Origin of the sequence: Vreelandella zhuhanensis (assembly GCF_009793355.1) — a bacterium.
GTDB classification, from domain to species: Bacteria; Pseudomonadota; Gammaproteobacteria; order Pseudomonadales; family Halomonadaceae; genus Vreelandella; species Vreelandella zhuhanensis.
Window position 1 is genome coordinate 297,858 of record NZ_WTKP01000001.1, and the last position, 14,436, is coordinate 312,293.

Consider the following 14,436-nt stretch of genomic DNA (forward strand, 5'->3'; position numbering starts at 1 on the left):
GGATTACATCAGCACGATGTCGTACTGCTCCTGGGAATAATGCAGCTCCACTTGAAATCGAATGGTCTTGCCAATGAAGACTTCAAGGTCGGCCACTGCCGCTGATTCTTCATCCAGAAGCCGATCGACCACCGCCTGCGAGGCCAGCACCATGTAGGTATCCGCATTATAGGCGCGTTCTTCCCGCAGGATTTCCCGGAAAATTTCATAACAGACGGTTTCCGGTGTTTTCAAGGTACCTCGACCGGCGCAAGTGGGGCATGCCTCGCACAGGGTCTGCTCCAGGCTTTCCCGAGTACGCTTACGCGTCAACTGCACCAGGCCCAGCTCGGTGACACCGGTGCATTTGGTCTTGGCGTGGTCGCGCTCCAATGCCTTCTCGAGCACCCGCAGCACTTGGCGCTGGTGTTCGGTATCTTCCATATCGATGAAATCGATGATGATGATCCCTCCCAGATTACGCAAGCGTAACTGGCGGGCAATGGCGTTGGCCGCCTCCAAGTTGGTCTTGAAGATCGTCTCTTCAAGATTGCGATGCCCAACATAGCCGCCGGTATTGACGTCAATGGTAGTCATGGCCTCGGTAGGATCTATCACCAGATAGCCGCCTGACTTGAGCTGCACCTTGCGCCCCAGAGCTTTCTGTATTTCGTCCTCCACACTGTAGAGATCGAAAATCGGTCGTTCCCCCGGATAATACTCGATGCGTTCCACGGCGGTGGGCATGAATTCTTCGGCGAATTCCACCAGCTTGGCAAAATTTTCCCGGGAATCGATACGCACCTTCTCGATCTCGTCACGCATGACGTCGCGCAGGGTACGCATGAACAAAGGGAGGTCGTCATAAATCACTGCGCCGGGAGTGGCGGTAATCTTGCGCTCACTGATCTTGCGCCAAAGCCGCAACAGGAAATACATGTCGCTGGCCAGCTCCGTCTGGCTTACCCCTTCGGCAGCGGTACGCACAATGAACCCCCCTTGGACCTCCAGGGTTTGCTCGGCAACACTGCCGATCAGCAATTCCCGAAGACGTTCGCGCTCAGATTCATCTTCGATGCGTTGCGACACGCCGTGGTTGGCTGAGTCCGGCATGTAAACAAGGTAACGCGAAGGAATCGAGAGATGCGTGGTCAGGCGAGCACCCTTGGAACCAATCGGGTCCTTGGTGACCTGCACCACCAATGCCTGGCCTTCGTGAAGCAACTGGCCGATGGTCAACTGTTCGTCGGGGGGCGTGCCTGACGGCATGACTTCATGGGCATGAATGAAAGCCGCACGATCCAGGCCGATATCGATAAATGCTGCTTGCATGCCCGGAAGCACGCGCACCACCTTGCCTTTGTAGATATTTCCGACAATGCCGCGACGTCGTGAACGCTCGATCAACGCTTCTTGCAATACGCCATTTTCGACGACCGCGACCCGGGTTTCCATTGGCGTCAGGTTGATGAGGACTTCGCCGCTCATGCAAAATTCCTTGTAGGTTCGATTTCACTTCTGGGTTCGGTTAATTTACAGGGCTGCGTCAGCATGGCAAGCCCGCATCATGCTCCCATGCGCCGTCCCACAGCGGTACACCTTGCCGGCTTAAAAGCTCGGCGGTTTCGTAAAGCGGCAACCCGACCACGGCAGAGTGGCTACCGGCGATACGCTCGACAAAAATCGCCGCTTTGCCCTGAATCGCATAGCCACCGGCTTTATCCTGTGGCTCGCCGGTACGCCAATAGGCTGCAATCTCAGCTTCACTCAAACGGCGCATCGTCACTTGAGTCGTGACACAGGCGGTTAGCATTCCCCCTGGTCCATGGACCGCCACGGCTGTCACGACGTCATGGCTGCGCCCGGAAAGTGAGCGCAGCATGGCAGCCGCATGATCAGCATCCTGCGGCTTACCCAGCACACAGTCGTCAAGCACCACGGCAGTGTCCGAACCAAGAATTGGCAAGTCGGTGCTCGGGATAGCCGCCGAGGCCTTGGCCATTGCCAAGCGGATCACATAATCAACGCTCACCTCACCTGGCAGCAGGGTCTCATCGACATCACAGGCGATGATGTCCACCTTCACGCCGATGGAGGCCAATAATGCTTTGCGCCGCGGTGATGCCGATGCCAAGCATAACACCGGGAATTGAGGATGCGGCATGTCAGCTCCTGGTTCTCCTAGTGGGTTCTTGCCAACCGCTGTTCCAGCGCCTTGAACAACGTAGCCAACCACGGCCACAGCGCAGCACTGATCAAGGAAGGAATCAAGAAGGCCAAGTGAATCGAAAACTCGCCGATCAAGGTACGCAGCCATTGCTCCGCCAATTGCACGATACCCAGCAGCACCAGCACCAGCACCGCTTGCTGGAGTAGGGAGTAAGCACGAAAACGCGGGTACAACAAGGCACATAGAAAGGCCAACAACGCAAGGGCCAAGGCATTTTGTCCCAAGGCAGTGCCTTCTATCAGGTCCAGCAGTATCCCCAATACAAAGCCGTGATAAACCCCGACTCTGTCCGGTGTACGCATGCACCAATAGATTAACGTCAACCCCAGCCAGTCAGGATGAAATACCTGCCAGCCCTCCGCCAATGGCATGACCTGCAAGCAAAGCGCCAGCAACAAGCTCAACCAGATCACCGCCCAGGAAATCACCGGAGCACGCGCCATTATCTCGCCTCCCCGGCGTTACCGGCAGAACGTTGGGAGGCCACCCTTAGCGCGGCACGCAGTGCATTTCCCGAGAGAATCAAGGTTTCATCCCATGCAATTTCTTCTATGGGTTTTTGCTTTGCCGGAAACAGTAACAGGAAGTGTCGCGAACGTTGCAACTGCGCCATCGGCTGAGCGGTGACACGGGCGAATGGCTGGCCAGGGTCGTGATAAACTTCGGTGACCTTCGCTACCGGGTATCCTACTGGGAACCGTCCTGCCAGGCCCGATGTGATGAGCAAGTCGCCTTCACGAATATCAGCGGTATCCGGCACATGCAGCACATTCAAGCTACCGTAGCGCCCCGCCCCCTGGACAATGAAACGCAGACCATTGCGGTTGACCTGTACTGGCAAGGCATGGCTGGCATCTGCCAGCATCAACACTCGGCTGGAATAAGCGGATACCGCCGTAATCTGCCCCACCAGGCCGGAGGCATCAATCACCGGTTGACTCACGTAGGCGCCGTTGCGGTGCCCGCGATCAATGACCATCTGATGGCTGAAGGGATCATTATCCAGAGATAACAGCTCTGCCGTCATATACGGCACATCCTTACGCTGCGCTGCACCCAACAATTCACGTAATTGCACATTTTCGGCGGTCAGGCTGGCCATGCGCTGGGCACGATGGGAAAGTGTCAGGATATGCTCACGTAAATAGCGGTTTTCTTCTACCAGAGCACGCTGATCGGAGAGCGCAAGCGCTCCCCAGTTGAGCAAGTCACTGGGTACGCTGACCACCCACTGGATGGGCGCCACCACCATGGAAAGCTGGGCACGTACGTCTTCCATCCGCGTGAAACGCTGGTCGGCAAACATCAACGCACCCGCTGCCAGAGCACAGAAGAACAACCGATAGCCGGGCAGTGGTCCATGCGAGAACAGCGGTTTGATAGGCAGTTCCCCCGCGGTTGACCGCTATCTAGATCGATGCAGTTAAACGCTTAGTCGCTGGATAACAGTTCAAAAGCATGTTGGTCGATCATTTCCAGCGCTTTGCCGCCGCCGCGTGCCACGCAGGTCAAAGGATCTTCCGCCACGATCACCGGCAAGCCGGTTTCTTCGGCAATCAGCTTGTCAAGGTCACGCAGCAGCGCCCCACCGCCGGTCAACACCAAGCCACGTTCGGCGATGTCGGAGGCAAGCTCGGGCGGCGATTGTTCCAGAGCGCTTTTCACTGCGGCGATAATCGACCCCAAGGTTTCCTGTAAAGCTTCCAGGATTTCATGGGAATTGAGCGTAAAGCTGCGCGGAATGCCTTCGGCCAGATTGCGCCCGCGCACGTCGATCTCGCGCAGCTCGCCGCCTGGGTAGGCACATCCGATCTCTTCCTTGATGCGCTCGGCCGTGGCCTCACCGATCAAACTGCCGAAATGGCGCCGAACATAGGCGGTGATGGCTTCATCAAAGCGGTCACCACCAACACGGATCGACTCGGAATACACCACGCCATTGAGCGAGATGATCGCAATTTCGGTGGTACCGCCACCAATATCCACTACCATCGAGCCCTGGGCTTCATCCACCGGCAAGCCTGCTCCGATCGCTGCCGCCATGGGCTCTTCGATCAGAAACACTTCACGGGCGCCTGCGCCTTCAGCAGATTCACGAATCGCGCGGCGTTCCACCTGGGTCGACATGCATGGCACACATACCAGTACACGCGGGCTGGGCGTCAGGAAGGTGCTTTGATGTACCTTGCGGATGAAGTGTTGAAGCATCTGCTCGGTGACGGTGAAATCAGCAATGACTCCGTCTTTCATGGGACGAATCGCGGTAATATTGCCGGGTGTACGTCCCAACATGCGCTTGGCATCCGTACCCACAGCGGCCACGCTACGCATGTTACCGGACTGGCGAATGGCCACCACGGATGGTTCGTCGAGCACGATGCCCCGACCGCGTACATAAATCAGTGTATTGGCCGTACCCAGATCGATCGATAGATCGCTGGAGAACAGCCCCCTCAAGCGTTTGAACATGGACGTTATTACCTAGTGCAGACCGGGAACCCTGTGCGGACGCAAACGGTATCACCGCAACCCCCCGGCAGCAAGCATGAGTCGCGTGCCACGCTGCCCGTTGGGGCCAATATGTGGTACCTTTTGCGGTTATTTTCCTGTGATAGTCGATGTCACCATCGAGCAGGATCTTTTGACCACGATTTTTCGACATCTCGTCTGGAGATGTGTTTTCACCCACGTTCGCGAGGACATTTCGATCATGGCGCTTGAAGATTCTCATGTGCGTCGGGCTGCGCACCTGGCCCGGCTCGCTGTCAGTGACGACCAGGCTCGCGGCTTCGTCGACGACCTGAACCGTATTCTGGAGATGGTCGATCAACTCCAAGGCCTGGACACCGAAGGCGTTGTCCCCCTGGCCCATCCCCTGGATGCCACCCAGCGCTTACGCGCCGACGAAGTCACCGAGTCAAGCCAACGCGATACGTTCCAGTACTCGGCCCCCGCCGTGGAAAACGGCCTGTACCTCGTCCCGCGTGTGGTGGAATGACGCCGAGCACGCGCCTTTGCTGCCTGTATTTTTCTTCGGCAACCTTGATGGAGCCTCTGGGCCATGCATGACAAGACAGTCACCCAACTCGCGGCGGCCTTGGCCGGCGGCGAGCTCTCCAGCCGCGAGCTGACCTACCATTATCTGCAACGTATCGAACGCCTCGACGGCAAACTGAACAGTTTTATCACAGTGACCGCCGAGCAGGCCCTGAAAGCGGCAGATGCCGCTGACCAGGCCCGCGCCAAGGGCAATGCCGGCCTGTTGACGGGTGTCCCGCTAGCACTCAAGGACATCTTCTGTACCGAGGGAGTCAAGACCAGCTGCGGCTCGAAGATGCTGGATACCTTCATTGCCCCCTATAACGCCACCGTGGTGGAAAAACTCAATGCCGCCGGCACGGTGTCACTGGGCAAGACCAACATGGATGAGTTTGCCATGGGCTCCTCGAACGAGTCGAGCTTCTATGGGCCGGTGAAAAACCCCTGGGATCTTTCCGCCGTACCCGGCGGCAGCTCCGGCGGCAGTGCCGCGGCGGTCGCGGCGGGTTTGGTGCCCGCCGCCATGGGCACCGATACCGGCGGCTCGATTCGCCAGCCAGCGGCATTCTGTGGCATCACCGGGCTCAAGCCTACCTACGGCCGAGTATCGCGCTATGGCATCATTGCCTATGCATCGAGCCTCGACCAAGCAGGCCCGATGGCCCGCACTGCGGAAGATTGCGCTCACTTGCTGAATCATATCGCCGGCCACGACCTGCGTGATTCCACCAGTCTGGCCCGCGGGGTACCCGATTATCTGGAAACCCTCGACGCGCCGCTTTCCGGACTCAAGATCGGCCTGCCCAAAGAATATTTCGGCGATGGACTGGATGCCGACGTAGCAGCTGCCGTGCGCGAAGCAGTCAGGGTATATGAATCCCTGGGTGCCACAGTACGCGAGGTTAGCCTGCCGCATACGCATTACGCGATTCCGGCCTATTACGTCATTGCTCCGGCGGAAGCTTCCTCGAACCTGGCGCGCTATGACGGCGTGCGCTTCGGCCATCGCTGCGAAAACCCGCTGGACTTGACCGATCTCTACAAGCGCTCTCGCGATGAAGGTTTTGGCGACGAGGTGAAACGTCGCATCCTGATCGGCACCCACACGCTGTCCGAAGGTTTCTTCGATGCCTACTACAAGAAAGCCCAGCAGGTACGCCGCTTGATTCGTCAAGATTTCCTGGATGCTTTCGAAGAGGTCGACGTTCTGATGGGGCCTGCCTCCCCCAGCCCGGCTTTCGACCTCGGCGCCAAGAAAGACCCGGTATCGATGTACCTCCAGGATATCTACACCATTTCCGTTAACCTGGCGGGCATTCCCGGCATCAGTGTACCGGCAGGGTTTGTCGGCAATCGTCCGGTAGGCTTGCAGATTCTGGGCACCCACTTTGCCGAAGCGCAACTGCTTAACGTAGCCCACAAGTTCCAACAGGCGACCGACTGGCACCGCCAACGCCCCGCCTTTGCCAAGGAGAACGCATGATGCAATGGGAAACCGTGATCGGGCTTGAGGTCCACGTTCAACTTGCCACCCGCTCCAAGATCTTTTCCGGTGCCTCCACGGCGTTCGGCGCCGAGCCCAACACTCAGGCCTGCGCAGTGGACCTAGGGCTCCCAGGGGTACTGCCGGTGCTCAATGAAGCAGCCGTATCCATGGCTGTGCAGTTCGGCCTGGCGGTTCATGCACAGATTCCCGAGGTATCGGTGTTCGATCGCAAGAACTACTTCTACCCGGACCTGCCCAAGGGCTACCAGACCAGCCAGATGTATCACCCCATCGTGGGCCCGGGGGAAGTGGAAGTCAGCCTTGAGGATGGCAGCACCAAGCCCATCCGCATTCATCATGCCCACCTGGAGGAAGATGCCGGGAAATCATTACATGAAGACTTTCACGGCATGACCGGGATCGACCTGAACCGCGCCGGCACTCCACTGCTCGAGATCGTCTCCGAACCCGACATGCGCAACGCCAAGGAGGCCGCCGCCTTCCTCAAGGCCATTCACTCGATCGTGACCTATCTGGGCATCTCCAACGGCAACATGGCCGAAGGCTCGATGCGTTGCGACGTCAACGTCTCGGTACGTCCTCAGGGTCAAGCCAGCCTGGGCACCCGCGCGGAAGTCAAGAACGTCAACTCCTTTCGCTTCGTCGAGCGCGCTATCGCCTTCGAGGTCGAGCGTCAGATCGAGCTGATCGAAGATGGCGGCAAGGTCATCCAGGAAACTCGGCTGTACGATCCTGAACGTGATGAAACCCGTAGCATGCGCACCAAGGAAGAAGCCAACGACTACCGCTACTTCCCTTGCCCTGACCTCTTGCCGGTGGTGCTTGATCAAGCCTACGTGGAGCATCTGCGTGGCCAATTGCCGGAACTTCCCGCCGCCAAGCGTGAACGTTTCGAGCGTGAGCTGGGGCTTTCTGCCTATGACGCTGGCGTGCTTTCGGCCAGCCGCGACATGGCCGAATACTTCGAGGAAGTGAAAACCGTGTGCGGCGATGCCAAACAGGCGGCCAACTGGGTACAAGGGGAGCTTTCCGGCGCACTCAATCGTGAGAACCTGGTGATTACCCAAAGCCCGGTCTCCGCTCGCCAACTGGGGGAGCTGGTTAGCCGAGTGATGGACGACACCATCAGCGGCAAGGCCGCCAAGCAAGTCTTCCAAGCACTCTGGAACGGCCAGGGACATTCGGCTGATGACGTGATTGAGGCCCAAGGATTGAAGCAGGTTACCGACAGTGGCGCCATCGAAGCGATGATCGACCAGGTGATCGCCGACAGTCCCGCCCAAGTCGCCCAGTATTGTGATGCCGAACCGGAAAAACGCGGCAAGATGATCGGTTATTTCGTGGGCCAGGTAATGAAGGCCTCTCGCGGTACGGCCAACCCTCAGCAGGTCAATGGGCTACTCAAGGAGAAGCTCGACGCCCTGCTGTAAGTAAGCGAAAGTCTTCCAGGCACGCAATTCCTCGGCAAACAACCAAAGGTCGCCGCGAACATGATGTGCGGCGGCCTTTGGCGTTCAGCGCAACTCGGGCTGGAAAAAACCGGCCAAGGTGGCACAGCCCGACGCCCAGACCTCGGCCTTGAGTTCGGCGATGGCGGCGGGTGAGAATCCCGGCCCGCAGCCAAGCCGCCCTTCCACCATCAAGCCGGTCAGATCAGCCACCAACGGCATATGACTCACCAGCAGCAACGGCTGACGTTCCGGCTGGGCCAGCAACCATTCGTTGACCTCGCGCGGGTTATCCTCGGGCGTGATCAGTCCCAGCGTTTCCACCGTTACGTTCAATGCTCTACCGACCGCCTGAGCGGTTTGCTGGGCACGATGATAAGGGCTTGCCAGAAGCCGCAGTCCTGCCAATTCGCCCTGCTCAGCGCACCCAGCCAGCCAGGCGGCCACCTGCTCAGCCTGTTGCGCACCGCGCAGCGTCAAGCGACGTTCTGCATCCGGCACGCCCATGGCAGCCTCTGCATGGCGCATGATCAATAACGTATTGGTAGCATCTCCATTCATCTTGATACGGCGGTTATTCATTCACGCCACTCGCCTGATTCACGATGAGCTTGCTGGACTGCCTCTCGAGGCAGGATGAACTCCACGTCACTGCTTTGCTCCCCGAGCATCAAGTAACCCGCCATGTCACGAGCGGGAACGCCTTCGAACAATACTTTATAAAGGCCTTCGGCGAGCGGCATGTAAACACCCGCTTCGCGTGCCTTGGCGCATACCAGGCGCACGGTATTGACCCCTTCGGCGACCTGGCCCAGAGACTCGACTGCCTGCTCGAGCGAATCGCCCTTTCCCAGGGCGTAGCCCACACGATAATTACGCGAGAGATTGGAAGAACAGGTGACGATCAAGTCGCCTACACCCGCCAAACCGAGAAACGTCATGGGATTGGCACCCTGAACCACGGCAAACCGACTCATCTCCGCCAAGGCTCTTGTCATCAGCATGCTGCGGGTGTTTTCACCCATGCCCAGTGCAGCTGCCATGCCGGCTGCAATCGCGTAGATATTCTTAAGCGCCCCCGCCAGCTCGACCCCATGGCGGTCGTTGCTGGCGTAGACGCGAAAATAACCACACCCAAGCGCCTGCTGGACACGAGTGCGGGTCAGGGCATCGTAGCTGGCAATGACGGTAGCCGTGAGTTGCTTGTCGGCAATTTCCGAGGCCAGGTTGGGGCCGGCGATCACCCCGATATGGGTAAAGCCAGTTTCCTGCTCAAGCACTTGGCTCATCAGCAAAAAGCTATCCTGCTCGATGCCCTTGGTAGTGCTTACCAGAATATGCTCCGGTTTGAGCCAGGGTTTGGCAGTTTGCACCACACTACGGAACGCTTTCGAGGGAATCGCAATCAGTACCAGCTCGGCATCTTCGAGCACCTGAGCCATCTCGGTCGATGCCTCGACCGCGGGATTCATGGCGTAATTGGGTAGATAGCGCCCATTTCGATGCTCGCGGTTGATCTGCTCAACCAGCGCCGCATCCCGCATCCATTGGCGCACCCGAGCGCCATTGTCGGCAGCAATGCTCGCCAGCGCGGTGCCGAAACTTCCGCCGCCCAACACGGCGACCTTGATCTGTTGCTCAGACATGACGGTTTCCTGAAGCTATCTCACTGAACGAAGTGTCTACTTTACTCCCTACCCTATCAAAACAAACGGCCCGCTTGGTGATCCAAGCGGGCCGCAATAGGCGTTAGTAATACATCAGGCAGTCAGCAAGCTATTCAAGCGTTTGACATACGTCGCGGGGTCATCGAGATGGCCGCCTTCGGCAATGATCGCCTGATCGAGCAGGATGTGCGCAAGCTCGGTGAAACGCTCGCCTTCAGTGCTTTCCAGACGTGCCACCAGAGGATGCGAAGGATTGAGTTCCAGAATCGGCTTGACTTCAGGCAAGGTCTGGCCGGCCGCTTCCATGATACGCCGCATCTGAAAGCCCATTTCATGCTCGGGCAATACCACACAGGCGGGAGAATCGGTCAGACGATTCGTCACCTTGACCTCTTGCACGCTAGCCCCCAAGGCATCCTTGACCTGCTTGACCAGCTCTTCCTTGGATTTGGCGGTTTCCTCCTGGGCCTTCTTTTCTTCCTCGTCTTCTACATCGCCGAGATCCAGCTCGCCCTTGGCCACGTCGGCAAAGGATTTGCCGTCGAAATCGGTAAGATGGTTCATCAGCCACTCATCGACACGATCCGAGAGCAACAGTACTTCGATGCCCTTCTTGCGGAAAATCTCCAGGTGCGGGCTGCTCTTGGCGGCATTGAAGCTATCCGCCACGATGTAATAGATCTTCTGCTGGCCTTCCTTCATCCGCTCGACATAATCAGCAAGCGACTGATTCTGGATCGCGATGTCGGTATGCGTCGTGGCAAAGCGCAGCAGCTCGGCGATCTTTTCGCGGTTGGCGGCGTCTTCGCCCGGGCCTTCCTTGAGCACGCTGCCGAAGGTATTCCAGAAGGTCTGGTACTGCTCCTTGTCCTTGGCAAGCTTCTCGAGCATATCCAGACCACGCTTGGTCAGGGCACCCTTGATCTTGTCGACCTTGGGATCTTGCTGGAGCAATTCACGAGACACGTTCAACGACAGGTCGCGGGTATCCAGCACTCCCTTGATGAAACGCAGATACAGCGGCAGGAACTGCTCGGCATCGTCCATGATGAAGACACGCTGCACATACAGCTTCACGCCACGCGCACCGTCACGCTCGTAAAGATCGAACGGTGCCCGGCTGGGCACGTACAGCAAGCTTGTATACTCAAGCTTGCCTTCCACCTTGTTGTGACTCCAGGTCAGCGGATCGTTAAAGTCGTGGGCGACGTGCTTGTAGAAGGCCTTGTATTCGTCGTCACTGATATCGCTCTTGGGGCGCACCCACAAGGCCGTCGCTTCATTGACGGTCTCCCAGGTGACGACTTCGCTGCCCTCGATGGGGTTGCCTTCATCGTCCTTGGCCGTCTCGAGCTTGGGCATGCGCACCGGCACTTCGATATGGTCCGAATATTTGCGCACCAGCCCCTGCAACCGATAATCGTCGGCAAATTCCCGGGCATCCTCTTTCAGGTGCAAGATGATTTCCGTACCGTGGAGCTCGCGCTCGATTTGCGCAACGGTGAATTCACCTTCGCCTTTGGAGCGCCATTCGATGCCTTCAGCATGGTCACTACCCGCCTTGCGCGTGCGAACGGTGACTTCATCGGCGACGATGAAGGAAGAATAGAAGCCGACCCCGAACTGGCCAATCAGATTGGCATCTTTTTGCTGTTCACCGGAAAGCTGCTGAAGAAACTCGGCGGTACCGCTGCGTGCGATAGTGCCCAGGTTACTGATCACCTCATCACGGTTCATCCCGATCCCGTTATCACGCACGGTCACGGTATTGGTGTCATGATCGTGTTCGATCTCGATACGCAGTTCACTATCATTTTCATACAACGCATCGTTGTCGAGAGCGGCGTAGCGTAACTTGTCGCAGGCATCGGCACCGTTGGAAATCAGCTCACGCAGGAAAATCTCCCGATTCGAATACAGGGAATTAATCATCAAATTCAGAAGCTGTTTGACTTCGGTCTGGAAACCCAGCGTTTCTTCATGTGTTGCAGTCGTCATGCATCAGTCCTCGTCTATCATTGGGGAGGAGCGGCACATCATGACCGGATGACAATCGTCATGATGTTGCGGCGTAAAAACCTGAGCGTGATATGGGGGTGGGTGACGACTTTTCAAGCAATGATTCAATCCACTATGAGCGCTTGCGTTACTGCGAATCTGTAGAATCAAGCGAATCTAAGGCAGTTTTCCAGACACGATACTGTTCCAGGTGTTTATCCACCTGATTGAGCAACCAACCAACGATGAACACATCATCCACCAGGCCTATCAGCACCAGAAAATCGGGAATCAGATCGAACGGCATCACCAGGTAAGCTAAAGCCGCCGCCATGTAACCGAAAGCCTTCCAGGGCACCGGCCGAAAATCACCGCGAACCACGTCGCGCGTCATGGGGAAAAACAGCTTTAGGGCACGCGCAATGCGCTTAAGTGCCCAACTGCGGGATTTAAGGCGACGCCAGAGCCACCACGTGGATAATGGGGTCATCGTATTGAATTCTCCGTCTCAGATGTGAATATCAGAACTTTTTCGCCCTCCGAAGTTCAGTGGAGGGGCTCCTGTCTTTATGCTCCAGAGGAACCGCTCATGCCCGTCCTACCGTTGAAAAAAATTGCCTGGGTGCTCTGCGCCGGCTTGCTGCTAGGCGCCTCGACAACCTCACAGGCAGCCTCTGATTCAACCATGCGCGACGCTTTGGAAGCTGCACGCAACCAGCAATGGCAAGACGTGAATAGCGCCGACCTGGCCGACCATGAGCTGAGCGGATATGTGGAATATCATCGCCTTCGCAGCCGGTTACCCCAAGCGGAACCCGGCCAGATCCTGGGTTTCATCCAACGCCACCAGGACTCACCCCTGAGCGAATGGATGCGTGGCCAGGCCATCAGCCGCTATGGGGATGCCGGACGCTTCGGCAGCCTGCTGGCGATAGCTGACGGCCCTCCTTCCGGTGCTGCACGCCAATGCCATTACTACACGGCCCTGGTCGGCACCCAGCCTCAGCAAGCGATTGAAGGGGGACGCAAGCTATGGCGCGTCGGCAAATCACAACCCGACGCCTGTAATGCGCTCTTTGATCGTTTGAGAGCCAGCGGCGACATTGCGGCTACCGATATCTGGGAACGCAAGATGCTTGCTTGGCAGGCGGGAGAAACCGGCTTGATGACCTATCTCGGGCGCTTGCTCGATAGCCAGTGGCAGACCGCCCTGGAAAATGCCGAGACGGTTAAGAAGGATTATACTGCGCTGGACCAGACACCACGCTGTATCGGCCCGCAGTGCTCAGGTACCGCGATGTTTTACCAAACGGCCATGCGCGGCTTCACTCGCACCGATACCGCCGCCGCCTTATCCACTTGGCAACGCATCGCCCCCCATTTGACCCTGAGCACTAGCGTCCAGCGCGATATCGAAGAGGAATTGGCCTTTTATGCCTTGGTTCGTGAGGTACCCCTGGCGCAGTCCTGGGTCGATAGCATCTTGCCTGCCCTTGATAGCCAGCGTGTACTGGAGTTACGTGTGCGGCGTGCATTGGCCGACCAGGATTGGCCCGCAGTAATACGTTGGGTTGCACTCATGGTGCCAGACGAACAGCAAGATAGCCGTTGGCAGTATTGGCTGGCGCGTGCCCATGAGCAGCTAGGCAACCCCGAGGCAGCCCAGACACGCTATCAGCAGGCGGCGAAAGAGCGAAATTTTTACGGGTTTGCCGCGTCCGAGCGGCTCGGTCAGCCCGTTCAACTCAACCTGGAACGTAACCACATCGATGACTCCGCTCGACAGGCGATTGCCAAACTGCCAGTGGTCAAACGTACCGAGGCGCTATTGCGCATCGATGAGCCGGGGCTAGCCAACAGCGAATGGTTATACGCGGTACGCAATGCCTCACCTGAACAGGCCCGCGCCCTTGCCGACTATGCCGCTCAGCGAGGCTGGCATGCGCGTCTGGTACAGACCACCATCGCTGCCGGTTTGTGGGACGCGCTGGACTGGCGCTTTCCCGAAGCCTATCGCAATGAGTTTCTGCATTGGGGCAATGCCACCGGGGTCGACCCTTATCTGTTGATGGCGATTACCCGCCGCGAAAGCGCCTACAATCCCGATGCGCTTTCTCCCGCCGGGGCTCGCGGGTTGATGCAACTGATGCCGGGTACCGCAAGCCAAGTGAGTCGCGAGGTGGGAATATCCGATCCGGGACCTTACGGAATCCTCGACCCGGCGATCAATATACGTCTGGGCAGCACTTATTTGCGCGATAAGCTCGCACGCTACCAGAACAACCGTCTGGCGGCCGCCGCCGCTTACAATGCCGGACCCAGCCGGGTCGACCGCTGGTTAACCGATGGCCCGGAAGCCTTCGATCTTTTTGTGGAAAGCATTCCGTTTTGGGAAACACGCGACTACGTCCAGGCTATCCTGAGCTATCGCGTCATCTTCGAGAGCCTGGCCAATGCGGGCGATACTCAGGGCGTGTCATTGCTCAGCGCCGCCGAACAGCAAGGACGCTACGACCGCTCATTGCTGGTGCAACGCTAGCCTTTACGCTCCCCTTCTCACTCTTTAGC

General features: G+C 57.8%; 13 protein-coding genes. 4 read left to right on the forward strand and 9 right to left on the reverse strand.

Annotated elements, in window-relative coordinates:
- Positions 1 to 3 precede the first annotated feature (3 nt).
- The 5 genes from rng to GPM19_RS01365 are packed head-to-tail and all read right to left on the reverse strand — an operon-like array spanning position 4 to position 4,678.
- The gene (rng, locus tag GPM19_RS01345; protein WP_160417082.1) at positions 4 to 1,467 is read right to left on the reverse strand and encodes a ribonuclease G; all 1,464 of its coding nucleotides are present in this window, start codon (positions 1,465 to 1,467) and stop codon (positions 4 to 6) included.
- A 58-nt stretch (positions 1,468 to 1,525) separates the two neighbouring features.
- A complete protein-coding gene (locus GPM19_RS01350; RefSeq protein WP_160417083.1) occupies positions 1,526 to 2,143 on the reverse strand; it encodes a Maf family protein in 618 nt (205 codons plus the stop codon).
- Positions 2,144 to 2,160: 17 nt separating this feature from the next.
- Positions 2,161 to 2,652, reverse strand: a complete 492-nt coding sequence (mreD, locus tag GPM19_RS01355; protein WP_160417084.1) for a rod shape-determining protein MreD — start codon at positions 2,650 to 2,652, stop codon at positions 2,161 to 2,163.
- Positions 2,652 to 3,596, reverse strand: coding sequence for a rod shape-determining protein MreC (mreC, locus tag GPM19_RS01360; RefSeq protein ID WP_160417262.1), 945 nt, complete (start codon positions 3,594 to 3,596; stop codon positions 2,652 to 2,654). The genes mreD and mreC overlap by 1 nt, the downstream gene beginning before the upstream one ends.
- 44 nt (positions 3,597 to 3,640) lie before the next feature.
- Positions 3,641 to 4,678, reverse strand: coding sequence for a rod shape-determining protein (locus tag GPM19_RS01365; protein ID WP_160417085.1), 1,038 nt, complete (start codon positions 4,676 to 4,678; stop codon positions 3,641 to 3,643).
- 241 nt (positions 4,679 to 4,919) lie between these two features.
- Between GPM19_RS01365 and gatC the strand changes: the two genes are divergently transcribed.
- From gatC to gatB, 3 genes are all read left to right on the forward strand, one after another.
- The gene (gatC, locus tag GPM19_RS01370) at positions 4,920 to 5,207 is read left to right on the forward strand and encodes an Asp-tRNA(Asn)/Glu-tRNA(Gln) amidotransferase subunit GatC (RefSeq protein ID WP_160417086.1); all 288 of its coding nucleotides are present in this window, start codon (positions 4,920 to 4,922) and stop codon (positions 5,205 to 5,207) included.
- Between the two features lie 63 nt (positions 5,208 to 5,270).
- Complete coding sequence (gene gatA, locus GPM19_RS01375) at positions 5,271 to 6,731, forward strand: Asp-tRNA(Asn)/Glu-tRNA(Gln) amidotransferase subunit GatA (protein WP_160417087.1); 1,461 nt, start codon at positions 5,271 to 5,273, stop codon at positions 6,729 to 6,731.
- Positions 6,731 to 8,185 (forward strand): Asp-tRNA(Asn)/Glu-tRNA(Gln) amidotransferase subunit GatB, encoded by a 1,455-nt coding sequence (gatB, locus tag GPM19_RS01380; RefSeq protein WP_160417263.1) that lies wholly within the window; start codon positions 6,731 to 6,733, stop codon positions 8,183 to 8,185. Before gatA ends, gatB begins: the two co-directional genes overlap by 1 nt.
- 84 nt (positions 8,186 to 8,269) lie before the next feature.
- On the opposite strand, the gene sixA is transcribed toward gatB, so the two are convergent.
- The 4 genes from sixA to GPM19_RS01400 all read right to left on the reverse strand — a co-directional run bounded on the left by sixA (position 8,270) and on the right by GPM19_RS01400 (position 12,358).
- Entirely contained in the window at positions 8,270 to 8,785 is a 516-nt protein-coding gene (gene sixA, locus GPM19_RS01385) for a phosphohistidine phosphatase SixA (RefSeq protein ID WP_227842047.1), read from the reverse strand.
- Positions 8,782 to 9,849: an NAD(P)H-dependent glycerol-3-phosphate dehydrogenase gene (locus GPM19_RS01390; RefSeq protein WP_160417088.1), complete on the reverse strand. Its 1,068-nt coding sequence runs from the start codon at positions 9,847 to 9,849 to the stop codon at positions 8,782 to 8,784. The genes sixA and GPM19_RS01390 overlap by 4 nt, the downstream gene beginning before the upstream one ends.
- Before the next feature lie 114 nt (positions 9,850 to 9,963).
- On the reverse strand, positions 9,964 to 11,868 hold the full coding sequence (gene htpG / locus GPM19_RS01395) for a molecular chaperone HtpG (protein ID WP_160417089.1): 1,905 nt from the start codon (positions 11,866 to 11,868) through the stop codon (positions 9,964 to 9,966).
- Positions 11,869 to 12,016: 148 nt separating this feature from the next.
- Positions 12,017 to 12,358: a YkvA family protein gene (locus GPM19_RS01400; RefSeq protein WP_160417090.1), complete on the reverse strand. Its 342-nt coding sequence runs from the start codon at positions 12,356 to 12,358 to the stop codon at positions 12,017 to 12,019.
- Between the two features lie 99 nt (positions 12,359 to 12,457).
- On the opposite strand from GPM19_RS01400, the gene GPM19_RS01405 reads away from it, so the two are divergent.
- A complete protein-coding gene (locus GPM19_RS01405) occupies positions 12,458 to 14,407 on the forward strand; it encodes a transglycosylase SLT domain-containing protein (RefSeq protein WP_160417091.1) in 1,950 nt (649 codons plus the stop codon).
- Positions 14,408 to 14,436 lie beyond the last annotated feature (29 nt).